Source organism: Erwinia pyri (genome assembly GCF_030758455.1).
GTDB lineage: Bacteria > Pseudomonadota > Gammaproteobacteria > Enterobacterales > Enterobacteriaceae > Erwinia > Erwinia pyri.
Map to the genome: position 1 here is coordinate 1,845,526 of NZ_CP132353.1, position 24,239 is coordinate 1,869,764.

The window sequence follows — 24,239 nt, forward strand, 5'->3', positions numbered from 1 at the left end:
GGCGCTAATATAGCGTGAAGCATCAACCCAGGTGATGATTTTCCATCTGATTTCCTTCTCTTATGCATCGCCCTGATCGTACCGGGCATAAACAGGCTTGCGGCATGCAATGCCCACATGCCGATCCTGGCAGCCTGCGCCTGATGCTTTTCCGATCAACTTTTTCACGCAACCTGTCAGTCGCGTTTGATTACCCAGCGGGCAAGCTTGCCAACGGACATGCCCTGAACAAGCACCGAGAACACCACAACAAGATAAGTCAGGGAAACCACGGTATCGCGGGCCTCACCGGCAGGAAGTGAAAGCGCCAGCGCCACAGAAATGCCGCCCCGCAGCCCGCCCCAGGTCAGTATCGCCCAGGAGCCTTTTGGTAACCGGAACAGATTAGTAAACAACGCAACAGGCAGGCCCACCGTGAGCAACCGTGCCGCAAGCGTGAGAATAATAACCACGGATGCAACGCCCAGCAGCGTATGGGTGAAATGAAGTAATATCACCTCAAGCCCGATTAACACAAACAGCACCGCATTGAGTATCTCGTCAATAAGCTCCCAAAACATATCTACATGCCGCTCTGTCTCCTCTGACATGGCGTGCGAACGCCCCTGATTGCCGATAATCAGCCCCATGACCACCATCGCCAGTGGCCCGGACACCTCAAGGTGTGTTGCCAGCGCATAGCCGCCCAGTACCGCGGCGAGGGTGAGCATCACCTCTTCCTGATAGCTGTCGATGCTTTTCAGCATTAAATAGATAACGTAACCGATCAGGGCGCCCAGCAACGCACCACCGCCCGCCTCCCTCAACAGCAGAAGAGCCCCCTCCGCTACGGTGGGGACGTCCCCATTTCCCAGCGTGATGAAAATCAGCGAAAACAGGACAACGCTCACCCCATCATTAAAAAGTGACTCCCCTGACATCACGAGTTCAACATTTTTTGGCGCACCGGCCGACTGCAGAATGCCTATCACGGCAATCGGGTCGGTAGGGGAGATCAACGCACCGAAGATCAGACAATAAGCGAGAGGCAGCTGCAGCCCGCTGAGCGACAGAATTCCCCATAAAGAGAGACCAATGATGACAGTAGAGAGTGCCGTCCCCAGGAACGCCAGAGAAGCCACCTGCCACCGGTAAGCCCGTAGCTGTTTGAGGTCCACATGCAGAGCACCTGCAAACAGCAGGAGTGACAGCATTCCCTGCATCAGCAGTTCTGAAAAATCTATAGATTCAACCAGAGAGTGCTCAAGTTCGCTTAAGACAGGAAAGCCCAGCTTATCGGCGAACATATTCAGCAGCGAAATGATCAAGGCAATGACCATGACGCCTATAGCAGGGGGAAGCCCGACGTAACGCCTGTTCAGGTAAGCCAGTAGCGCAGTAATAGACAAAAAAATTGCTGCAATATTCAGCATGGTAATCTTTCTCCAGTCTGGAAGCATGTTGGAGACAAGGCATCAAGCCTCTGTCTGCAAAGTAAATATAGTCGGGAAAGAGGGACAGACAGCGACGTTAGCTTGCGGTAGCTCGGACGTTACATTTTGAAATACTACGGAATGGAGTTATTCAGGCTGCTGCCGATGTTTAAGAGAGCGTCAGCGGGAGGATCGCGGCCAGCCAACACCAGGGCAGACACGCCGTTCCCCCGCACAGACGTTCATGATCCTTTCAACTAATTGCTTCCTGTTTCTGAGCGAACCTGTTTTATATTTAAATCAGAAAGCGCCGAGCCGTTTTTGCCTGGGGAGGATTTAACCACACTGAAGCTGCCGTCGGTTTCCAGCACGACCGCTTCGACCTCTTCCAGCGCATCAAGCCCACCAGCCCGAACGGCTGAACGAATTTCATCCTGGGTAACCCGAGAGGCTTTCATCGCCTGCTCAAGAAACTTGCCCTGAAAAAGCAACAGCGCGGGCTCACCGGTGACCAGCCTGCGCACCCATCCAGCCCTGACGCTTGTCCAGGTAACGCCATACTGCAGCGCAATCAGTAGGGCAAATGCCAGCGTACCCTGTACAAGAGAGACATCACGATTCAGTAAAATGGTAGCGAAGGTTGACCCTAATGCTACTGTTATCACCAGATCAAAAGCGTTCATTTTAGAAAGCGTACGTCGCCCTGACAGCCGCAACAGTATAATGAGATTGATATACGCCAGGACGCCAATAACCAGTGTACGGATAAGAACAGCGCCATCGCTGAAAAACATACCTTCCATCTTTTCCTCCGTTAACGTTACAGATAAACAAGAACCTGGCAGAAAACAGAGTATAAGAGCCTTTTGCTAATATGACCGGGTTGCAGAGCCGGGTATTCGTCATATGACCTGTTTCTCTCAGTCCCTGAATTTGCTCAGGCGTTGCCTGTCGTGGTCTGACTGCAGAGCCTGTCCGGCGCGTTCCATTGCCTGTAAGCGGTGTTCTTTTGCCGGAATAGTGAACGCTGCCGGATTTATCAATGCAAGCGCCTTCAGAGCCTTTTGCAACGTTATCTGCACCTCAATAATTCCCGCCCCATCCCGGGCAATGCCGGTGAATAAATCATCAAATAGCTCTGCAGGATCCAGCGGGCGCATATAAAGACGGGGGTAACGAACCTTTTTATCGCCATCTGATACGCCAGGCCAGTGGGAAAGTATCCTGACACCACGTCCAATTACGTCAATAGCGGTGCCAGGGTCGTTAACGGCGGGAGAAAGCGCTCTTGACGCGATCTCCGATAACACGCAAAAACCAAATCGTGGATCCTGATCGAAAGAGCGCTGTGGCCTGACGGTGAAGGCGTGAAGCAGAAGTTCAGTATCAACCTCAGTTTGCGCCGGATATATCCACAGTACAGGCTCAGCAGGATGAATAAATTCTCCGGGCTGTCTGGCAATAAATAGTGATAACGCTTGCTCGTTAGCATGGTCGGAGAGCGACTGCATATCGATATGCTGAATATAGCCCACCTCTTTTGTATAAAAAGGGGTGGCATTCTCTGCTGAGACGATGTGCTCACGCCATTCGCTGGCGCCAGAGCGGGGATTCTGTATGCGATTAAGGAACGTCCGTAGCGTAGCGTCCTCTACCCGCTGCGTGGTTTCACCTAACTGGCCAAACTGGGCCAGATGCTGTATCCAGCGCAGCAGCGTAATGATGATTAATAAAATGACCAGCAGCGTGACGAAAAACAGCACCACGCGACCTTCTTTGCCATATGCCCCCAAACTCAGCGCAATAATGCCGACCAGGCTGTATAAAAAAGATCCTATAAAGGTAGCCAGAACGTTCTGTGTGGTGGGATCTTCAACCAGCAGTCGGGTAGCGCGTGGCGTCACGCTGCTGCTGGCGGCGTTGTAAGCAGAAACCATGATATTGAGTGAAAAGGTGGTCACCGCAAGCATGCTGGAAGCCAGAATGGTCAGAATTTTATCTACCGCATCAGTGCCAATCGGACCCGATAGCGCAGGCGGCATAAAAGACTTAAACACAATGGATACCAGGGCGGTAATTACAGCCAGAATGGCAAACAGCGATGTGCGGAACCATAGCTTGCGGGTCATCTGTGAGAGCAACCAGTACCATTTTGCAGTCATACAAAATCCCTTTAAATTTATTGCGGCCAGAAAAAACTCTGTATCTAAAAAGCACCTTATTCATATGTTCTGGCGCTAAAGTCTCTGTTTAGCGGGTTTATGTTCTGCCGCTTATGAACTCCTGATAAACACCAAAACGGACAGGCATATCAGGGGAGTGTTAAAACTGAGATTTTCAGGCTCATGACAGATAAAGCTTACCTCATCATGCGGCACAATGATGTTTTTCAGCATGATTTAACCGGGGATACCGCACTGTCCTGAAAATTCCGTGCGCTCTGCCATGCTGCTGTTGCACAGTGCGTAGGCCGCAAGTGTGGCTTGAGGGTAATTCCCAGACTGGCTCAGTAACAGAGAGTCTGCCTGTTACCGTAAACTTTCTCTCTGAAATGCCGATGACAGCTGGATTGTTGTCTTCTTTCAGAGCAGAAATATGTCACTTAAAAAATCTTCACTACTGGTTCTTTGCTTTTTATTTGTCCTCTTTTTTACCAGTATGGTGACAAATATCTGGTTGCTGACACGCAGTAACCACTCACTGGGTGCGGTAAATCAGGAAATCAGGGTAGTACTCTCGATCATCGATCCGATCAACCACAGCCGTACCCTGCGTGTCAGGCTGATGGAATACATGGCCACACTGCAAACTAAAAACCAGCCTCCGTCCGCGCAGGATGTGGAGAATATCAAATCCGTTCTGGGTAAAGCCGACGCAGCATTCAACGCATACCTGACCGCCCCTCGTCTGTCCGGTGAAACAGAACTTACTGCTGCCTACCGTGATACTTATCAGGCTTACCGTCAACAGGGAATAGAGCCACTGATTGACGCCGCGTCGGTGAACGATCTGCCCCGTTTTAACGCCCAACTGGCTAACGTAATCAGACTCGATCACCAGTATGAGCAGGTTCTGGATCAGGTGTTGGCACTGCATGAAGCTTATGCCAGACGTCTCGATCAGGAGGCAAAATACCAGTTCAGATTCGGTATCGGGTTGACGGCTGCTTTTGGCGGGGTGTTTCTGATAATGGTAGTGGGAGTGATGATTTTCCTGCGCCGTTACGTCCTTGCACCGCTTGATAGTGCCAAAAATCATTGTGCACAGATTGCTCAGGGAATGCTGGCAGAGCCGGTACCTGTGAAGCCGACCTCGCGCAGTGAAATTCAGGATTTGATGCGTACTCTTGAACAAATGCGCTGCTCACTGACCGGCATTATCTCTCAGGTACGCCATGCTACTCACTCGGTCGCAGGTGCCTCTCAGGAGATTGCCTTTGGTAACGCAGACCTGGCCTCGCGTACTGAACAACAGGCGGCAGCCCTGACAGAAACGGCGGCGAGTATGGAGCAGCTGGGCGCGACGGTGAAACAAAATACCGAAAACGTCTTTGAAGCGAGCCGGTTGACCGGTGAGGCAGTAAAAAATGCCCGAACCGGCGAGAAAGTCTCCCGGGAAGTGATTGTCACCATGGGACTGATTAATAACAGTTCAAAGAAAATTGAAGATATCACTGGCGTCATTAACAGCATCGCTTTCCAGACTAATATACTGGCGCTCAATGCCGCAGTTGAAGCGGCCCGAGCCGGAGAGCAGGGACGCGGTTTTGCCGTTGTCGCCGCTGAAGTGCGTAACCTTGCGCAGCGCAGTGCGGTAGCAGCCAAAGAGATTGAGAGTTTAATTGCCGAGTCAGTCGTCAACATTCGCGCAGGCTCAGAGCAGGTTTCCCGTACCGGGGAAGTTATCGGCGCCATTATTACTTCGGTGAGCCAGGTGGACGTTTTAATGGAGCATATTTCTACTGCCTCTGGTGAGCAAAGCCTCGGAATCAGCCAGATTGAGCAGGCCGTAACCGAGATGGACAGCGTTACTCAACAAAACTCTGCGCTGGTGCAGCAATCAGCCGCTGCATCTGCCTCTCTGGAAGATCAGGTTCAGCATCTGACCCAGTCGGTGTCGACGTTTCGTCTTGCTGAGGAGTAAAGAAAAAATGTGAGGTGGTGATCAAACCCACATTCGATTATCTTCAGGCACCCACAACCTGGCAAAGTGTTGAGGGTGCCCGGAACAGTCTTAACCCTACGTAATGTCAGGGACAAGGGATGGGCATATGACCCGCTACCTATCCAGTGACTCATTGTCATAGGATAACAACATGCCTTCCAGGATGTTTTTGACCCGTCTAAGATAGATTTCATTGCAGCAGATAACCTGTTTATGAAAACGCTGAGGCCTTTGAATAAACCTGCAACATTATTGTAGACGACCGGTCTACTAAATACTGATAACCTTAACGCACTGGAGACAGACGATGAAAATTCTTATGGTGTCGCGCTGGTCTGTCATGCGCCGGGCGTGCTTCGCCACGTGAAAACGCCTGAGGGAGCTCCGCTGGTTCAGGGCAAAAAAGTGACCGGCTTCACCAATACCGAAGAGGAAGCGGTAGGCCTGACTAACGTTGTGCCTTTCCTGGTAGAAGACGAACTGATCGCCAAAGGCGGGATCTACTCCAAAGGCGCGGACTGGAGTTCATATGTTGTCAGCGACGGCCTGCTGATCACCGGTCAGAACCCGACCTCTTCAGCGGCCACGGCGGCACAGCTGATTAAGCAACTGGCTGAATAACCTCCAACAGGCAGAGCCTGTGGCGCCAGCAGTCCGCAGAAATTTTATGAAGTATCGTAGCGAATAACTAACCGTCCGCATTCTGCGGGCCTGAAAACTTAAAAGGATCACATTATGAAAAACGTAACCAAAGCCATTACTGCAATCGTCTTAACTGCCGCTTCTTTTGCCACTTTTGCCGCAACGGAGGTCACTACTGTCCCCGCTGGCGCACAAGAGCAGGGGGTGATCAACGCGTCAGCGTTCGGCAATAACCTGGGTGACCTGCAAAAAAGCCTGGCTGCAAAAGCCACCGAACAGGGAGCAACGTCTTTCCGGATTACCTCAGCCAGTGGCAACAACCATCTGTACGGTACTGCGGTTATCTACAAATAGAGCAAAACAGCCAACAGCCTGCCACTGGCAGGCTGTTGGCTATTACCGGCGTAAACCCGACGCCATCAGGCTGAAGGCTTCAATCGCTTTTGGTAATGTTGCCTGAGGATCTTCGCTGGCGGCCACCCACAAGGCGGCATTCAGCGCCGCGCCGTTAAGCAGGCGTGCAGCTGCCTCAATATCTACGGGTTTCAGAAGCCGATCTTTAACCAACTCGCTTACCGCACTGCGTGTTGCATCAAGACAGGCGTTCTGGCTGGGCCAGCGTGAAGGGTCACCCAGAAAGGCGGGCCCATCCAGCAGCACAATGCGCTGAATTTCCGGATCGAGCGCCATCTCTATATAGGCGCTGCCTTCCGCCAGCAATTGTTTCCAGCCATCTTCAGTGCTGCCTGCGATCTCTTTCGCCCGTCGCGCCATTTCGCCATCCACCTGCGCCACAACGGCCGCCAGTAAACCCCGTTTATCGCCAAAGTTATGATAAAGCGCGCCTCGGGTCAGCCCAACCTGCGCGGTCAGTTCATCCATAGAGGCTGCCGCAAATCCATTTTCCGCGAAAGCCTTACGCGCCGCGGCAATCAACTTTTCGCGGTTCTGTTCCATTGTTTCTGCACGGCGTCTTGCTGCCATAACTCCTCCTTTCGCATACGCGGCGTATATTAATTGACATACGAGGCGTATCTGTGTTTATTTTATATACGCGGCGTATGTTAAAGCAAGCAGACGCTTTATGCACTTCTTACCCACTATTAATGAGAGGTTACCATGATCGCACGTGAACCCATTTTCCCGGCTCAGCGTCAGCATCTGTACCAGCAGTACGGCTATTCTGCGGCGATTCGCTCAGGCGATCTGCTGTTTGTGTCGGGGCAGGTTGGCAGCCATGAGGATGGCACGCCGGAATCGGAATTTGAGGCCCAGGTCAGGCTGGCGTTTGAGAATCTGCAAGCGACGCTGCTTGCCGCTGGCTGCACCCTTGATGATTTAATCGATGTCACCACCTTCCATACCGATCCCGAAAACCAGTTTCCCATTGTTATGACTGTTAAGCAGGAGTTGTTTCCTCGGGCTCCCTATCCAAACTGGACCGCAATAGGTGTGAACTGGCTGGCTGGTTTTGATTTTGAAATTAAGGTGATTGCGCGTATTCCTGAGAAAGCGCAGTAAAAGCTTAACGGCTGGATCCCTGTGAGCCTGACGAGGGCGGAAAAACCTGACAAGCCTCTCCGTGTCAAAATACGGAAGTCGTGGTGAAGGGGCTGCATAAAGCGGAGATCTCAGCGCGGGAAAGGGAGGCGATAAACTGGGGAAATGCAAAGCCTATTCTGCAACTTTAAAGCTGCTCCTCCGCTTCAGCAACGAAGCGGAGGAGCAGCGGTTAACGTCGGCGACGCCAGCCCCAGTAAAGCAGGGCAAGGATCAGCAGAATGACGCCGCCTGCCATGCCAACGCGGGCGAGCAACAGTAACGGTGAGGGTTCTCCGCCCTGGCGCAGTGCCTTCACCCGGTCAGCAGTGATGCTCACCTCGCTGTTACCGATATCCTTCATCACGTAGCGGGTGACGCTGGCGATCTGCTCGTCGTTAAGCTCAGCGGCAAAGCCAGGCATCGACTGCGCTTTCTCGGGCCATACACCCTGTAAAACAGCCATAGCCACATTATCCGCGGTAGGTTTTTTCAGCACCGGATGGTTCTTCAACGCCGGTAAGCCTCGTAAACCCTCTCCCTGAAGATTGTGGCAAGCCGCGCAGTTATTACGGTAAAGGCGTTCACCTTCCGGCAATGCTTCAGGTAGATCGTCGCCAGTGACCGGAATAAGTCCTGTACTGACCGCAGGTGCACTCTCGGTTCCCTCTTCTGGCAGGAGATAAGTCGCCATAGCCAGACGATCTGCCGGTGAGAGGCGAGAGAAGCTTTTATCAATCGCTTCAAGCATCGGGCCGCCTGCCGTAGCGCCCGTTGCGCTATGGCCGGTGGCAAGATAGTCCGCCAGCATCTGGCGCGTCCAGTGCTGATCTTTAAGCGTGGCGGCAGTCACGTCTGGCGCAAACCAGGTCCCCAGCGAAGCGCCCTGAAGATTTTTTTGCTGCTGCTCGGCCATCAGAAAGCTGCGTGGCGTGTGGCAGGTGCTGCAGTGCGTCAGTCCCTCTACCAGATAGGCACCGCGATTCCACTGCGCCGTTTTGGCGGGATCGGGCGTAAACGGCTTGTTATCGAGATAGAGCCAGTTCCACACCGCCATGCTGAAGCGCAGGTTGAAGGGGAAGGGCAGCGCCGTTTTTTCCGGCTGGGTGTCAACCGGCTTCACGCCGTGCATAAAGTAAGCGTAGAGCGCCGCCATATCCTCGTCGTTGATTTTACCGTAAGCGGTATAAGGCATGGCGGGATAGAGCTGGCTGCCGTCTGCACGTATACCCTTTCTCAACGCATCAGCAAACTGCGCTTCAGTGTAGTGACCAATTCCAGCCACGTCTGATGGCGTGATGTTGCTGCTGAAAATCGTGCCTATCGGGCTGGAAATGGCATGGCCGCCGCTGAAGGGCGCTTTGCCCTCGTCGGTATGACAGGCGCCGCAGTCCCCGGCAATCGCCAGATATTCGCCACGTTTAATCAGGTCAGTTTGATCTGCCGCCTGCGCCTGGCCCAGCGTCAGCAGCAGAATACTGGCTGACAGGAGTGCTTTCAGATAATCAGCCACGTTGCGTCTCCTGCAAAATCCGGTCTGCGGTACGCAGCGCCAGCGCCATCGCTGTCAGCGTGACGTTGCAGGTACCCACGGTAGGCATCACGCCGGTGCCGACCATAAACAGATTTTCATGATCGTGCGCGCGGCCCCAGGCATCGGTAACCGAGGTGGCGGGGTCGAGTCCCATCGAGAGCGTTCCGGTAATATGCTGACGGTTGGAGAATTTACCGCTTTTACTGTGTGTGATATTGGTCGCCCCCAGTTTTGCGGCGATGGCGTCATAGCATTCGCGGGTTTTCAGCGTGCCTTTCTTCACATAGTCATCCACGTCCCAGAACAGGGCAGGCGTGGGCAGACCCAGCGCATCCTTGTTAGTGCTGAGAGTGACGCGGTTGTTGGGATCAGGTAATTGCTCCAGCGCGTTTTTGATACTCAGGCGGCGCGAGGCACGAAAGCGGATCTGCTCCTGCAGTTTTTTACCGAACCAGCCTTCAGCCAGCAGCTCTTTGGTCACGGAAGCGACCTGCGAGGCGTTGGAGATATCGAGACGGAACGGAGAGTGCTCACGGCGGAACTCGCCGTCGCGGAACTGCCCGATAGAGCAGGGGCTGACCGGACCGCGTCCGGGCCAGATCTCTTCATCGACGTCGAACGTCACGCCGATAGCGGGGTGATCGCAAAGATTGCGGCCAACGTTGTCACGCGCATTGGCGAGGCCCTGCGGGAACTTATCGCTGGTTGACATCAGCAACAGCTTGGGCGTTTCTATCGCATTGGCTGCCAGCACAAAGGTTTCCGCGGTGACGCGGTGGGAAGTCTTGTTCCAGTCATAGTAACTGGCCGCGACAATCCTGCCCTGTTCGTCATGCTCAAGCTGATAAACCACCGCTTCCGCGATAACTTTCACGCCGCTCATTTCCGCCTGCTGCGCCGCAATTCCACCGTGATATTGCGCGTCAATCGGGCAAACCGGCATGCAGTTGTTGTTGCCACAGCAGGCAGGACGGCCATCGTAACTGCGGCTGTTGCGGCCCGTGCTGTCATCCAGCACGGTAAATTCCGGCTGAAGACGGGCGGTTACGCGCTGCTGTAGCCAGGAAGCAGGTACGCGCTCCATCGGGTAAGGCTTGCTGCGCGGAGAACCGTTATCGGGCGAACCGCCCACGCCAGCAATCACCTCCGCCTGGTAGTAATACTCCTCCAGATCTTCGTAGCCTATCGGCCAGTCTTTCCCCACGCCATACTGCGTCTGCTGCCGAAAATCATTGGGCACAAAGCGCCAGAGCTGCGCCGCCCAGTGCCAGCTGGTGCCGCCAAACATGCGGATATATTGCGCATTGAAGGGGTGCGGGCCTGTTTGCTGCAGATAGTCGTTTGGCTCCGGCGTATAGCGCGGATGCGGCGCCATCGGGGAGAAGGGATAAGGTGACATAAAGTCCGATTTGAAGGCGGAATTTCTGTAGCGCTCCACCAGTTCGTCGCGGCCCACTTTAGGACCCGATTCCAGTAATAGTACAGATTTTCCCGCCTTCGCCAGACGGGTAGCCAGCAGCGAGCCGTTCACGCCCGCGCCAATCACCACCACATCGGCAGAATTCTTGTTATTCATTTCAACATTACTCTTTAATCAATCAGGGCTGCTGCGCCCAGCTGCCGCATTTACCGTATGAGAAACTTTGTGGCACCAGTTTGTCTTTCACCAGCTCACTGGCCAGCGTGTTGACGTAGGTGACATACAGCGCAGCGTTACCTTTGCCCACCACCCCGTTGTACCAGCCGCCCAGAATGACTTTCGCCAGCTTCTCCTCAGCTGCCTGAGTCTCAGCAAAAGTCAGGCGCTCCTGCTGTAAAAGATCGGGCTGGCTGGTTAACAGAGCGCTTAACTGGGTCAGCGCCGTGGTGAAGTTTTTCTGCGTGATAGTCAGGGCGTGAAACAGTGCCGTACCGACGGCGCTGTTCAGATCGTCCAGCTGCGTCAGTTGTTGTGAAACCTGCATAAATTCAGCCAGGGCAGGTGTCTGGGCCGCAGGCTGTGCTGCTCTGAGCCTGGGCAGCGGCAGAAGAGTGCCAGCAGCACTGGTGAGTGCCACCAGCCCGGCCATCTTCAGCACGCGGCGTCTTGTGAAGTGCTTCATTGCTATTTCCAGTAAAAAAGGTCGCCGCTGGCTGAAGCCAGGGCGACAGGATCAAAAAAGTGTTTAAGCGTTTTGCCTGCGTTTGCGGCGCCAGAGCAAGAAGAGAATCAGCGCAATAATCACCACGCCTGCCGCAGCCACCCCAACCTGAGCCATCATCACCAGCGGTGAAGCGGGCCCCCCGCGGCGGATTTCGGCGACCTGGCTGGCGCTGACCGTGACTTCCGCATTGCCATAGTGGCGCAGGATCCAGTTTGATAAGGTAGCCACCTGATCGTCGTTCAGATGGTTGAGGGCGTTGGGCTGTTCGCCAAACGGCGGCATAAAGACGTTGCCCTGCGCCGTATCGCGTTCAACGCCGTTCAGGATGGTGGCCACAAGGTTGGCAGGATTCTGTTCAGCCGTTGCGCTGTTGTGGAACAGGCTGGGGTAGAAACCATCCTCCGTGCCCTGACCGCTGCTGCCGTGGCAGGAAGCGCAGTTTCCGGAAAACAGCCTTGCCCCCTCATCCTTAACCGGGGCGCTGAAGGCCTCGCCACGGAATGCCACCAGATTGTTAGCGGCCTTGCCCTGCTGGAAGCGGGACTGGCCCTGAGCCGGAGCCTGGGCATCGGGCACGGTAGCCAGATACTCTGCAATGGCGGTTAAATCAGCTGGTGAGAGGTGCTGGAAGCTGTGGGTAATCGCTTCTGCCATGCTGCCTGCAGCCTGCGCTTTGCCTGCCAGGCGTCCGGTTTTCAGATAGGTCACCAGATCCTGCTGGGACCAGCTGCCAATACCGCTTACCGCATTATGGGTAATGTTCGGCGCAAACCAGGGGCCGACCTGGGCGCCGGTAAAGGCCTGGTCCTCTTTCTCCTGCATCAAAAACCCGCGTGGCGTGTGGCAGGTGCTGCAGTGCGTTGCGCCTTCAACAAGGTAGCGCCCGCGGTTCCAGCTTTCACTCTGCGAACTGTCCGGGGTATACCCCGGTGATTTCAGGAACAGGGTGTTCCAGAACAGCATTGAAAATCGCAGGTTAAGCGGGAAGGGCAGATGCGTTTGCCGGGCTGGCTCATCTACCGGCTGGACACCCGACATAAAATAGCTGTAGAGAGCATGGATATCTTCGTCGGTCAGCGTGGCGTAGGCGGTGTAAGGCATAGCCGGATAGAGATGCGCGCCATCCGCCCGAATGCCCTTACGCACCGCATCAGCAAACTGCTGCTCGGTATAATTGCCAATTCCGGCGGTTTTTGACGGCGTGATATTGGTGGCGATAATTTCGCCCACCGGTGACTCAATCGCTTTGCCACCGGCAAAAGGTTTTGTACCGGTATGACAGGCGGTACAGTCGGAAGCGACTGCCAGGTATTCCCCTTTCTTAAGCAGAGTTGCGCCACTTTCCGCCAGATCTTTATTCTGTGAAGATCCTCTGTCCGTCTGACCCGCGTCGCTCTTAAGACTATATGTGCTATTTTCCGCACAGGCTGCGCCGATGGTTAAAGAGAGAAGGGCCGCCAGCGCGCTGAGTTTTAATCTCCTCATGTTCAGACCTCCCTGGCCTGTTTAACAATTGCTTCCGCGGCCTTAAACGCCAGCGCCACCATAGTCAGCGTACTGTTACCGCAGGCGGTGCTCACCATCGCTCCGCCGCCCGGTAAAAACAGGTTGGGGTGATCGTGTGCGCGGCAGACATCATCCACCACCGAAGTAGCGGCGTCGTTGCCCATGCGGGTGCCGCCCATGATGTGTTTGCTCTGGTTAAACTGTTTGGAAAACTTCTTCTCAGTCGCGCCCATTGCCTCAGCAATCTGATGGGCAATCGGCAGGGAGTACTCTTTCAGCGAGCGGCGCACATAGTCGCCGACGTCGTAGTGGATGGCGGGTTTGGGCAGGCCCAGCCAGTCTTTTTTATCTGAAAGCGTCAGACGGTTATTCTCATCCGGCAGAATTTCATGCGCCAGCACGATATCGGCCGTGCAGGCGGTTTTGCGGCGGATCTCTTCATCCAGCGCCTTGCCAACCAGGCCGCTCTTCAGCGCGTCAAAGGTGACGAAGCGGTTGCGGGCAAAGTTATTGAAGCGGAAATAGGCACCGGCATGCTCAGAGCGGAAATCGCCCTGCGAGGTCTCCATAATGCCGCTGTTCACTACCGGGCCCACGCCAGCCCAGTAGGGCTCTTCCAGCGTAACGGTCATGGTGATTTGCGGATGATCCATCATGTTGCGGCCCACCTGATCTGAACTGTTGGCGATACCGTCTGGATTACGCGAGTCTGCGGACATCAGCAGCAGTTTAGGGGTCTCAAGACCATTACAGGCGATGATAAACAGCTTGCCGTTCACCCGCGTGCTCTGCTTGTGCTGGTCGTAATAGTGCACCGCTTCGATATGGTTGCTGGCATTGGTTTCAATTTTCCAGACCACCGCATTATCAATAATTGTGGCGCCCTTAGCTTCCAGACGGGCCAGCGCTGTAGAGGCATCATATTTCGCCCCGACCGGGCAAACCGGCACGCAGTTGTTATTGGCGCAGCAGGCGGGGCGATCGTCATACGCCATGCCGCTGTTACGCGCCTGCGCGGTAGGGATGTTATGCAGCCCCAGCTTCTCTTTCACCACCTGGGTAAAGCGGGCTTCACCAGGTCCGAAGGGCAGCGCAGGCATAGGATAAGGTTTGGAGCGCAGCGGAGGCCACTGCAGGGCCGGATCGTCCGGGCCACAGATGCCAAGTTTGTATTCAGCCATCGCGTAATAGGGCTCCAGCGTGGCGTAATCAAATGCCCAGTCCCGACCCACGCCGTATCGCGTCTGCAGCTGCATATCCGCAGGGGTGAGGCGCCAGCAGGTTCCCGCCCAGTGCCAGGTCGATCCGCCTGCATAGCGCACGTAACCCTGCGCGTAAGAATCCGCTCCGCTGAGCTGCAGATACCCTTTGCCCGGCCCCGACGGCTCCGGGTGCGGCGCCCATTCGCGCGACGGGTAGCATTCAATCGGATTGCCTTTAGCGGCCAGCGGCAGATTTCTGTAGTTTTCAACAATTTCAGCACGTGAAACGCGAGGGCCAGCTTCCAGCATCAGAACCGGGATCCCGGCATCAAGCAGCTGCTCAGCAATCACCACGCCGACCACGCCGGTGCCAACAATCACTACGGGAGAAGGAGTCGTCTTCATTTTATATTCTTATCATCTTCAGAATTGAGGCAGGGGAAGAACCGGTTTATTGCTGCGTTGCCAGTTATTCGGGCCGCTAAAACCATAGGAAGGGATGGCAATGGCATCTTGCGTGGTGTGCCAGGTTAACGCCTGCTCAAAGGCGAACGTTTTCGCTGAGCGTGTGGGTTCCAGGCTTCCTGTGTACCAGCCGAAGATGATTTTATGGGCGAGATCCTGCAGCCTGCCTGCCGGAATTGCCGGGAAGAAATCTTCAACCAGCGTGGCGTTAGCCGTGTGGGCAATAGCCAGCAGCTGATTGATCTTTTCCAGCAGATCGGCTTCCTCAGCGGCCAGCAGCGCCAACATTCGCTGGCCCACCGCTTCATCCAGCTGGTGGTTGACCAGCAAACGGGAGATTTGCATAAAGGGGGTGAAACTGTTGGTCGTACCAGCCAGTGCAAAAGGAGGGAGTGCTGAAGTAATTAATCCTCCAGCCATGATAATCGCGCCAGCTACTAAAACCTGCCGACGTGAAAACCGCGCCTTTCCTGAGGAAAGGTCATTTGAATGACGCATGGTATGCCCCTGAATGCTCACAATGTAAAACCATCACGTCAGGTGATGGTAAATGCCCTTGATTTGTTTAAACTTTGTTCTGGCATCACAGTTAATTAACAGTAACCTAACACGGCAATGATGATTATGCTTATAGTTTAATACGTTATTAATATATTAAATGAAGTCTAAACAAAGTCGATACGAGATGCAGGTTTCGGGAGCGTGGGGTGAGGAAAGCTGGCCAGGAAAAATCCACGCAGAAGTGGATCTTCAGGGCCGTTCATGGCTTTATCCACGCCGCAATACACTCCTTCATCACGCGAAGACGCTCTTCCAACGCCGCTTTTTCGCTGAGATCTTTCTGATACAAAATCGACAGCGTTGCCTGATTGATCAGGTAAAAGAAACCGAGTGCGGAGATATTAATATTCAGCTGCATCACATCAATGCCAGGCCTGATATTGCCTTCAGCCACGCCACGTTCCAGCAGGTTTTTACTGATGCTGATCCAGCTTTGATTGATATCGACGGTGATGGGGGAATCTTTCAGATGCCGCGCCTTGAGCTGGTTTTCGCTGTTTAACAGGCGAATGAACTCCGGATTCTTCAGATAGTAGTGCCAGGTAAACTCCACCAGCTTAAGGATCCCCTGATCGGCGGGGAACTCATCAAGCGACAGCGCCGCTTCCTGCTCCCGAATGTGCCGGTACGCATCTTCCAGCACCCGGGTGAAGAGCACATCTTTATTAGTGAAGTAGTAATAAATGAGCTGTTTATTCGCCCGGGCGCGCCCGGCGATGCTGTCGACACGAGCACCATCAAAACCCTTCTCTGCAAACTCCGCGCGGGCAGCTTCGAGAATGCGCCGCTGCTTATCAGCGGAATCATTTTTATCTTTAACCGTCCTGTTAGCCAAACCTTGCTCCCAATCTATCGCTGCGCTTTTCAGCATTATAGTGCCTTAATCCAACTGTAAAACAAGCAGAGACCTATTTTCAACCAACTGGTTGGTTATGTGAAATGGATCACCGTCACCCGCCCTGGTAACTCCTATAGTGACACTCTCAACCGGTTAGTTGAAAAAGTATGAACCGGTTGCCTGAAAATGGCTACTGGTTTGCGGCGTTATGTCGTACCGATCGCAAAGTGGCTGACAACGAGACTCAACAACGAGGTGAATGAATGGCTCAGATACCAGTTGGCATCATCATGCATGGCGTAACCGGGCGCATGGGGAAAAATCAGCACCTGATTCGGTCAATTGTGCAAATCCGCGAACAGGGTGGGGTGCTGCTGGCTAACGGCGATCGTTTAATGCCTGACCCGATTTTAATTGGCCGCAGCGCTGAAAAGATGGCTGCTCTGGCACAGGAGTTTGGCATCACCCGCTGGGGTACCGATCTTGACGAGGCGCTGGACAATGCTGACGACACCATTTTCTTTGATGCAGCCACCACCCAGGCGCGCCCGGCGCTGCTGAAAAAAGCGATCGGCAAAGGTAAGCATGTTTACAGCGAAAAACCGGTAGCGATGGGGCTGGATGATGCCCTGGATCTCTACCACTTCGCCCGGGAAAAAGGCGTTTGCCACGGTGTGGTGCAGGACAAACTGTGGTTGCCTGGTTTGCAGAAACTCAAGCTGCTGAACGATTCAGGCTTTTTTGGCCGGGTGTTATCCGTACGCGGCGAATTTGGTTACTGGGTATTTGAGGGCAACCTGCAACCCACACAGCGCCCTTCCTGGAACTACCGCAGCGAAGATGGCGGCGGCATTATTCTGGATATGATTTGCCACTGGCGTTATGTGATCGACAACCTGTTTGGCGAGATTAAAAGTCTCAGCTGTATCGGCGCTACGCATATTCCCGAGCGCTGGAACGAGCAGCATCAACCTTATCAGGCGACCGCTGATGATGCCGTTTACGCCACCTTTGAACTGCACAACGGCGCAATTGTGCAGATCAACAGCTCCTGGTGCGTTCGCGTTCGCCGGGATGATTTGGTGACGTTTCAGGTGGATGGCGTTAACGGCTCGGCGGTGGCCGGACTGACCGACTGTTTCACCCAAGCCAGCGTTAATACGCCGAAGCCGGTGTGGAATCCTGATGTGCGGCAGACGCACAACTTCTTTAACGACTGGGCTGAAGTGCCGGATACCCAAACCTATGACAACGCTTTCAAAGTTCAGTGGGAACTGTTTCTCCGCCACGTCTGGGGCGAAGGAGAGTATCGCTGGGGCCTGCTGGAAGGGGCGAAAGGATTGCAGCTGGTTGATCTGGCGCTTAAGAGCTGGAAAGAGCGCCGCTGGGTCGATGTGCCTTCATTAGAGCGTTGAGGAGAACATCATGCAGATACCCGATCCACAAAAACTCTCTCTCAACACGGCAACGGTTCGCCAACAGTGGGATCTCCGGCAGATTATTGAAGGCTGCGCCCGTCACGATATTCGCGGCATTTCACCCTGGCGCGATCAGGTCGCCGCACTGGGGCTGAAAGAAACGGCACGGCTGCTCACTCTTCATCAGCTCAGCGTCAGCGGATATTGCCGGGGCGGCATGTTTCCGGCTGCTACTGCCGCGCAACGTCACGCCAATCTCACCGACAACTATCGTGCCGTGGATGAAGCGCTGGCGTTAAACGCCGCCTGTCTGGTGTTGGTGGTCGGAGGATTGCCTTCTGGCTCCAGAGATTTAGCCGGGGCGCGCCAGCAGGTTCATGACGGGCTGAATGCTTTGCTGGAATACGCCAGGCCCCGGGGAATGCCGCTGGCAATTGAGCCGCTGCATCCGATGTATGCCGCCGATCGGGCCTGCATCAACAGCCTGAAACAGGCTAACGACCTGATAGATCTGCTGGGGGAAGAGGGGCTGGGGATCGCCGTCGACCTCTACCACACCTGGTGGGACGCTGACTTTCACCATGAAATCAGGCGCGCAGGACTGAAGCGATTGCTGGCTTTTCACATCTGCGACTGGCTTAACCCGACGCAGGATCTGCTGGAGGATCGCGGCATGATGGGCGATGGCGTCATCGATATTCGCGGCTTCCGTCAGGCGGTTGAAGCGCTGGGATATCAGGGCTTTCATGAAGTCGAGATTTTTTCCCGCCTTAACTGGTGGAGTAAAGATCCTGACGAAGTGCTGAGCATCTGCAAATTACGCCATCAGCAACACGGTTAACCTTCATTTGTATCTGACAGAGCTGAAAAGCTGTTTTCGTCGGTCAACAGAGATCTCGAGGAAAATATGAATACAGATACCCGAAAGATGATTCTGGTTACCGTGCTGTGCGGGCTGGGATATATGATGTACTCGGTTGATCGCATGACGGTGTCGTCGGCGATTGGCCTGATTGCCTCTGAGTTTGGCCTGGGTAAAGGCGAAAGCGGCATCCTGCTCTCCTCCTTCTTTTTTGGCTTTATTCTCTTTCTGTTCATTGCCGGCATCATCGCTGACAAGCTCAGCGGTAAACCTGTGTTAATTCTGGGGCTGATGATGTTTTCGCTCGCCACGCTGATGACTGGCGTGGCAGGCAGCTTATCGAGCCTGATTTTTTATCGGGTAATGACCGGCATCGGTGAAGGCATCTTCTGGCCTGCTGCCTCGCTGGAAGTGGCGAACGTCACCAGTGAAAAGCAGCGCACCACGGTGATGTCTCTCTACTGGATGGGCTATCCGATAGGCGGCTTTCTCGGCACCTGGATGGGAGCAGTATTAGGCCCGGTGTTTGGCTGGCGCGTGGTGTTTTACGTCGCCGGTGCGTTGGGCATGCTGGTGGCGATACTGTACGCGACGCTGGTTAAAAACGATCGCAAGCCTGCCGATCTCATCGCCCGCCAGGCCGCGGAAAAAGTGCCGCTGCGTACGCTGTTCCGGCATGCGCCGGTAATGATGATGGCCGCCTACTATTTTGTGCTGCTGGCGGGCTGGTGGATTGTGCTGCTGTGGGCACCAAGCTACCTGATGCAGGATAAAAACCTGACCATCGGCACGGCCGGAACCATAGCGAGCCTGCTGGGGCTGACCGGTGCGCTGGGCGGATTTCTGCTTGGCCGTTACTGCGACAAAGGTGACTTCATCCGCCGTCGCAACATTCTGATGGCGGTGACGATTGCCAGCGGATTCCTGATGGCGGCGATGGTGATCACCTCCTCCGTTACGCTGGTGATTTTGCTGGTGCTGCTGCTCGGCTTTTTAGGCTACCCCATCACGCCCATTGTGTTGTCTGTTACTGCCGAACTGGTTCCCGCTTCTCTGCGTGGCTCTGCCATTGGCTTTGTGATGAATACGGGGATGGCGGCAGGCGGCATCTCTCCGATTGTTGCAGGCTACTTTGCGCAAACTTACACGCTGCAACCTGTCTGGCTGGTAGCCGCCGCCGTGATCCTCTGCAGCAGCTTCGTATTACTGGGCGTGCACAAGCGTCCCGTCACCACCGCAACTCATTCTGCAGATACCTTACCGCGTGGGCATCTGGCAAAGCATTAACCAGGAGGAATGAAAATGACGATCAGCAATAAGGTGCGTTTACTGGACAGCAAAGGCCAGCCCTACAGCTATGTCCTGCAGGGCCAGCGCAACTGGAGCGTTCCGCAGAAACCGCTCTTCAACCGACAGGTCTATGCGGCGGCGCACGTGGTTGCAGATCCTGTCGCTATGCAAAATCCCACGCGTGATATGGCCATCGACTGGGATGCGACGCTGGCGTACAGACGTCACTTGATGTCACTCGGTTTTGGCGTGGCGGAAGCGATGGATACCGCCCAGCGCGGCATGGGGCTGGACTGGCCAACCAGCCTGGAACTCATCCGGCGCAGTGTGGCACAGGCAAAAGATTTTCCCCAGGTGACGATTGCCAGCGGCGCAGGCACCGATCACCTGAGCAACTTTGCGGGTCTGACATTGCAGGATGTCATTAGTGCTTATGAACAGCAGATAGCGGACATTGAAGCCTGCGGGGGACGTATTATCCTGATGGCCAGCCGGGCGCTTGCTGCTATCGCTAAAGGCCCGGAGGATTACATCAAAGTCTATGACGCGGTACTGCGACAGGTGCGTGAACCGGTGATCCTGCACTGGCTGGGCGACATGTTTGATCCGGCGCTGCGGGGATACTGGGGGACAGAGCAGGTACACGACGCAACGGAAATTTGTCTGTCAGTGATACGCAATAACACGGCTAAAATTGACGGCATCAAGATCTCGCTTCTGGATAAAGATCGTGAAATCGGCATGCGCCGCCAGCTTCCTGCCTCCATCAAAATGTATACGGGGGATGACTTCAACTATCCCGAACTGATTGCCGGGGACAGCCAGGGTTATTCGCATGCTCTGTTGGGTATTCTGGATGCGATTGCCCCGGCGGCCTCTGGCGCGCTACATGCGCTGGCACAGGGCGATCGGCAGAGATATGAGCAGATCCTTGCGCCAACCCTGCCGCTGGCTCGACATATCTTCTCTGCGCCCACGAAGTATTACAAAGCGGGCATTGTGTTTCTCGCCTGGCTTAATGGTCATCAGGGACATTTTACCCTGCTGGGGGGAATGCAGAGCGCGCGCAGCCTGACGCATTACTGCGAGCTTTTCCGCCTGGCTGACGAAGCGGGGTTGCTTGATAACCCCGATATCGCTTCAGAAAGGATGTGGCTGCTGGCTAAGCTGCATGGGATCTGAGCGGGTAATCACGCGTAATTACCGGTAATTCGTTGCCGTTCTGCTCAGAAATAGAGGCCGATCTCAGAGAGGGGCTGAAAAGATTTCTGAGCAGAATTTACTGAAAATGAACAGACCGCCTTTAGCGCAATGTTGTCCGTCAGCCAGCAAAAAGGAGCAGCGCAATACTGCATGTAATACGCTGTACCGGGCCTGACAATACTCACCATGACACTTATACCGGAATAATCCCGGTAGCAATAGCCGCCAGCAGAGCGCAGATACTCATAATCCAGACTTTTATCATAGAGTGGCGTACATGCTCATCTACACGAAGATTTAAAAGACTCAGACCAAGATGCGTGGCCGGAATAACAGGGCTGAGTAGCAAGCCAATCTGCTCGGTGATCAGCATAGCGATGGTGACATGCAAGGGAGAGACATGAAAGCTTTGTCCTAAACCTACCGCAAGAGGAAGCAGAGCAAAATAAAAAGCATCCGATCCAATAAGGATGACAACAGGTACGCTGAACAGCGCTATAATAAGGTAAAGGTACGGGCCAAGACTTTGCGGGAATATTGATGCAAGTTCGCTTACGAGTAATTTAATAATTCCGGTATTTTGCAGGATCCCGACAAACACGCCGATGGTAAGAAAAATCACGATAACAGGAAAAATTGTCATCGCGTATTCTTTTATTTTCTGCTGGGCTTTTTTTGCATCAGGATAATTAATAATTATCGCTATTGAGAAGGCTATCATAAACAGGAAGTTGCCCGCTACCCAGCCCGCAACAAGCGTCACGATAGTGGCGATGACCAGAGCAAAATTAAGTCGCAACAGCCAGGATGACGTACTGGCTTTGGGACTCAGCATCTCCTGACGCATCAGGTGAAACTCATCCGGCGTTATGCCCGATCCGCTACGATTCTCAACGCGAGCCATATACCAGCAGAGGATTACGCCCAGGATAAAAAGCACCGCCTGCAAGGGGAGTAGCTGGTAATAGACTGTCAGAATATCAAGATGGGTCACCGCTATCGCCCGGTTCAGCGAACCACCCCACGGGGTAATACCTGTGACGCCTACACCAACCGTGACTAAAAGCAGCAAGGTTTTCTTACTGATATTCATTTTTTCATAAATAGGTAAGAGTGCAGGTACGGTTACCAGCAGGGTGGCGTAAGCATTTCCGTCCAGACTGCAGACTGATGCTATCACCAGCGTTGCCAGCAACACGGAAAAAGTTGAGGGGGTAACGAAGCGCAGAATAAAACGCACGATGACGTCAAATACACCCGCTTCTTTCATTAAAGTAAAGAACATAGCGCTGAATGCGACCAGCGTGGCTGTGCCAACTACTGATTTCAGCCCCATCGCTACATATTCCCCCAGCTCTTTAAAACCGAATCCGCAAATCAGCGCAGCAAGCGTCGGCAGAATGATAAAAAGCACGCCCGGTGGGAAACTATTTTTAAGTAAGCACCAGGTCAGGATGATGAACATTATTATCCCGGTGACAAGCATCAAAGACATCATAAACCCTTGTTTTTTAATTTTCAGGCAGGCGTATCCCTGTGCAACTAAATGCACAAGGATTAATGTGATTGCTTATTTCATGTTAAACAGCGAGTTTAACTCTTCGACATTTTCATCAGTTAAGGTTGTCATGCCAAAAGGTTTGAGCATGAAATAAAGCTTTGCCGTCTCTTCAAGCTCTTCGGCATTAAACACCGCTTCACGGATGTCTTTACCTGAAATAATTGGCCCATGATTTGCCAGCAGAATAGAATTGTGTTCAGCTGCCAGTTTTTCCACTTCCTCAGCAATGAGCGGCGAACCAGGGCGAATATAGCGTACTACCGGCAACTTCCCGACACGCATAACGTAGTAGGGCGTTATTGGTGGCAGCGCATTCTCATAATTGAGACCTGACATGCATGAGAGGGCCGTCAGCCAGGGGGAATGCAGATGAACAATACCGCCACACTTCGGACGCTGGCGGTAGATGGCAAGGTGCATAAGGATCTCTTTCGATGCCTTTTGCCCATCGAGAAGTTCGCCATCCATGGTCACCTTGCTCAGGGTGGTCGGATCCAAATCGCCAAAACTGGAGTTAGTAGGGGTTGCCAGTACATTACCATCAGGCAGTTTCAGGCTGATATTACCGGCGCCACCGCTGCTGTAACCGCGTTCATACATTGAGCGAGCGTACCGCACTAAATCCTGCCGTAGTTGTGTCTCATTCATGAAAATGCTCCTGTGCTTTCAGGAAAAAGTCGCTGTTACCAAAGTTACCCGATTTAAGGATCACCCATTTTTTCTCATCCAGAACTTGCGTCCACGGCACGCCTGGAGCGACGGCATCGCCTATCACCATGCCATTAATATTCAGCCCCTGAACAACCGCGCCTGAGGTTTCACCGCCGGCGACAATAAACTTGTTGAAACCCGCTTCGTTTAATTTCTGGGCAAGCGTGGAGAAGAAACATTCAATTTTTTCACTCACAAATTCCGAACCGTAATTCTTCTGAATGATTTCGATGATTTGTGGTGGCTGCGTGGCGTATACCAGCGGGGCTAACGCTTCTTTTGCATGAGCGCATACCCAACTGACTACCGACTGAATATAACCCTCATCATGGATGATTTTTTCTACGTTTAACGCCAGCGCGGAAGCGCGTTGCTGGTAAAAATCAACCTGCTGATTAGTCATTGAGGAGCAGCTGCCGGAAAGCACTACGCTAAAACCTTCTGCTTCTATTTTCATCGGGCTGCGGGGAAGAGGCTGCTGCTGCACATCAATTGTGGCGATAGCGTATCCCAGTCCCGCAGCGCCTGTTACCAGCGGAAATGGTGATGTTGCCCGGGCCACGGTTAGCAGGTCACTATTGTCCAGCACATCAAAAATCATATATTTCGCATTACTCTCCGCTATCCGGTCAGCTATCTGCTCAGGGTGATTTTTGACGGTATCAAGAGAAATATTGCCGCATAAACCTACGGACTGCGCCTCCATAAGTTTTTTCAGTGAAGAGTGGGTCATGGGCGTGACCGGATGGTGTTGCATACCACTTTCGTTTAGTAATTCTCCTTTTACAAAAAGGTGGCCGTGAACAATGGTCCGGCCGTTATCCGGCACTGCCGGGCAGACCAGCGTCATGCGCGTTCCAAGGTTTTCCATAAGCGCATCCGTTACCGGTCCGATATTGCCCTGTGCGGTAGAATCAAATGTCGAACAATATTTGAAAAGCTGGCGTTCACAACCTTGTGCTTTCAGCCAGTTGGAGGCAGCAAGCGACTGGCTTACGGCATCTTTCACAGGAATGGAACGGCTCTTCAGCGCAATAACAATGGCATCAATATTTACTGCCTCAAATGTCTGCGCAGGGACGCCGTTAAACAGCACCACTCTCCAGCCTGCATTGACCATAAAACTGGCTATATCGGTTGCGCCGGTAAAGTCATCAGCGATAACGCCTAACTTTGTCATGATTAAT

General features: G+C 53.6%; 21 protein-coding genes and 1 pseudogene. 8 read left to right on the top strand and 14 right to left on the bottom strand.

Annotation, left to right across the window (positions count from 1 at the left end; genetic code table 11):
- Positions 1-176: 176 nt before the first annotated feature.
- From Q3V30_RS08580 to Q3V30_RS08590, 3 genes are all read right to left on the bottom strand, one after another.
- Positions 177-1,412 (bottom strand): cation:proton antiporter, encoded by a 1,236-nt coding sequence (locus tag Q3V30_RS08580; protein ID WP_306212312.1) that lies wholly within the window; start codon positions 1,410-1,412, stop codon positions 177-179.
- Positions 1,413-1,669: 257 nt separating this feature from the next.
- Positions 1,670-2,215, bottom strand: a complete 546-nt coding sequence (locus Q3V30_RS08585; protein WP_306212314.1) for a DUF421 domain-containing protein — start codon at positions 2,213-2,215, stop codon at positions 1,670-1,672.
- A gap of 117 nt (positions 2,216-2,332) precedes the next feature.
- Positions 2,333-3,574 (bottom strand): DUF2254 domain-containing protein, encoded by a 1,242-nt coding sequence (locus Q3V30_RS08590; protein ID WP_306212316.1) that lies wholly within the window; start codon positions 3,572-3,574, stop codon positions 2,333-2,335.
- 433 nt (positions 3,575-4,007) lie between these two features.
- Between Q3V30_RS08590 and Q3V30_RS08595 the strand changes: the two genes are divergently transcribed.
- From Q3V30_RS08595 to bhsA, 3 genes and pseudogenes are all read left to right on the top strand, one after another.
- Positions 4,008-5,555, top strand: a complete 1,548-nt coding sequence (locus Q3V30_RS08595; RefSeq protein ID WP_306212318.1) for a methyl-accepting chemotaxis protein — start codon at positions 4,008-4,010, stop codon at positions 5,553-5,555.
- Between the two features lie 345 nt (positions 5,556-5,900).
- A pseudogene (locus Q3V30_RS08600) lies at positions 5,901-6,197 on the top strand (type 1 glutamine amidotransferase family protein); the annotation flags it as partial.
- A gap of 114 nt (positions 6,198-6,311) precedes the next feature.
- Positions 6,312-6,572 (top strand): multiple stress resistance protein BhsA, encoded by a 261-nt coding sequence (bhsA, locus tag Q3V30_RS08605; RefSeq protein ID WP_306212320.1) that lies wholly within the window; start codon positions 6,312-6,314, stop codon positions 6,570-6,572.
- 42 nt (positions 6,573-6,614) lie between these two features.
- Here the strand turns inward: bhsA and Q3V30_RS08610 are convergent, their stop codons facing one another.
- On the bottom strand, positions 6,615-7,202 hold the full coding sequence (locus Q3V30_RS08610; RefSeq protein ID WP_306212322.1) for a TetR/AcrR family transcriptional regulator: 588 nt from the start codon (positions 7,200-7,202) through the stop codon (positions 6,615-6,617).
- A gap of 135 nt (positions 7,203-7,337) precedes the next feature.
- On the opposite strand from Q3V30_RS08610, the gene Q3V30_RS08615 reads away from it, so the two are divergent.
- Positions 7,338-7,739, top strand: coding sequence for a RidA family protein (locus Q3V30_RS08615; protein WP_306212324.1), 402 nt, complete (start codon positions 7,338-7,340; stop codon positions 7,737-7,739).
- 211 nt (positions 7,740-7,950) lie between these two features.
- Here Q3V30_RS08615 and Q3V30_RS08620 read toward each other — a convergent pair whose 3' ends face one another.
- The 7 genes from Q3V30_RS08620 to Q3V30_RS08650 form a co-directional block, all read right to left on the bottom strand.
- Positions 7,951-9,270: a cytochrome c gene (locus tag Q3V30_RS08620; protein ID WP_306212326.1), complete on the bottom strand. Its 1,320-nt coding sequence runs from the start codon at positions 9,268-9,270 to the stop codon at positions 7,951-7,953.
- Complete coding sequence (locus Q3V30_RS08625) at positions 9,263-10,867, bottom strand: GMC family oxidoreductase (protein ID WP_306212328.1); 1,605 nt, start codon at positions 10,865-10,867, stop codon at positions 9,263-9,265. The genes Q3V30_RS08620 and Q3V30_RS08625 overlap by 8 nt, the downstream gene beginning before the upstream one ends.
- A 22-nt stretch (positions 10,868-10,889) precedes the next feature.
- On the bottom strand, positions 10,890-11,393 hold the full coding sequence (locus Q3V30_RS08630; protein WP_306212330.1) for a sugar dehydrogenase complex small subunit: 504 nt from the start codon (positions 11,391-11,393) through the stop codon (positions 10,890-10,892).
- Positions 11,394-11,456: 63 nt separating this feature from the next.
- Complete coding sequence (locus Q3V30_RS08635; protein WP_306212332.1) at positions 11,457-12,920, bottom strand: c-type cytochrome; 1,464 nt, start codon at positions 12,918-12,920, stop codon at positions 11,457-11,459.
- Between the two features lie 2 nt (positions 12,921-12,922).
- Positions 12,923-14,548, bottom strand: coding sequence for a GMC family oxidoreductase (locus Q3V30_RS08640; RefSeq protein WP_306212334.1), 1,626 nt, complete (start codon positions 14,546-14,548; stop codon positions 12,923-12,925).
- A gap of 18 nt (positions 14,549-14,566) precedes the next feature.
- Positions 14,567-15,106 carry a sugar dehydrogenase complex small subunit gene (locus Q3V30_RS08645; protein WP_306212336.1) on the bottom strand — a complete coding sequence of 180 codons (540 nt, stop codon included), beginning with the start codon at positions 15,104-15,106 and terminating at the stop codon, positions 14,567-14,569.
- A gap of 262 nt (positions 15,107-15,368) precedes the next feature.
- Positions 15,369-16,004, bottom strand: a complete 636-nt coding sequence (locus tag Q3V30_RS08650; RefSeq protein WP_306212338.1) for a TetR/AcrR family transcriptional regulator — start codon at positions 16,002-16,004, stop codon at positions 15,369-15,371.
- A 266-nt stretch (positions 16,005-16,270) separates the two neighbouring features.
- Here Q3V30_RS08650 and Q3V30_RS08655 point away from each other — a divergent pair, with 266 nt between their 5' ends.
- The 4 genes from Q3V30_RS08655 (at position 16,271) to Q3V30_RS08670 (ending at position 20,759) form a co-directional block, all read left to right on the top strand.
- Entirely contained in the window at positions 16,271-17,422 is a 1,152-nt protein-coding gene (locus Q3V30_RS08655) for a Gfo/Idh/MocA family protein (RefSeq protein WP_306212341.1), read from the top strand.
- Between the two features lie 10 nt (positions 17,423-17,432).
- Positions 17,433-18,266 (top strand): sugar phosphate isomerase/epimerase family protein, encoded by an 834-nt coding sequence (locus Q3V30_RS08660; RefSeq protein ID WP_306212343.1) that lies wholly within the window; start codon positions 17,433-17,435, stop codon positions 18,264-18,266.
- A gap of 66 nt (positions 18,267-18,332) precedes the next feature.
- Positions 18,333-19,574 carry an MFS transporter gene (locus Q3V30_RS08665; RefSeq protein ID WP_306212345.1) on the top strand — a complete coding sequence of 414 codons (1,242 nt, stop codon included), beginning with the start codon at positions 18,333-18,335 and terminating at the stop codon, positions 19,572-19,574.
- A 15-nt stretch (positions 19,575-19,589) separates the two neighbouring features.
- On the top strand, positions 19,590-20,759 hold the full coding sequence (locus Q3V30_RS08670; protein ID WP_306212347.1) for a dihydrodipicolinate synthase family protein: 1,170 nt from the start codon (positions 19,590-19,592) through the stop codon (positions 20,757-20,759).
- Positions 20,760-20,973: 214 nt separating this feature from the next.
- On the opposite strand, the gene Q3V30_RS08675 is transcribed toward Q3V30_RS08670, so the two are convergent.
- The 3 genes from Q3V30_RS08675 to otnK form a co-directional block, all read right to left on the bottom strand.
- The gene (locus tag Q3V30_RS08675; RefSeq protein WP_306212349.1) at positions 20,974-22,278 is read right to left on the bottom strand and encodes an SLC13 family permease; all 1,305 of its coding nucleotides are present in this window, start codon (positions 22,276-22,278) and stop codon (positions 20,974-20,976) included.
- Between the two features lie 72 nt (positions 22,279-22,350).
- A complete protein-coding gene (gene otnC, locus Q3V30_RS08680; RefSeq protein WP_306212351.1) occupies positions 22,351-22,989 on the bottom strand; it encodes a 3-oxo-tetronate 4-phosphate decarboxylase in 639 nt (212 codons plus the stop codon).
- Positions 22,982-24,232: a 3-oxo-tetronate kinase gene (otnK, locus tag Q3V30_RS08685; RefSeq protein WP_306212353.1), complete on the bottom strand. Its 1,251-nt coding sequence runs from the start codon at positions 24,230-24,232 to the stop codon at positions 22,982-22,984. The genes otnC and otnK overlap by 8 nt, the downstream gene beginning before the upstream one ends.
- Positions 24,233-24,239 lie beyond the last annotated feature (7 nt).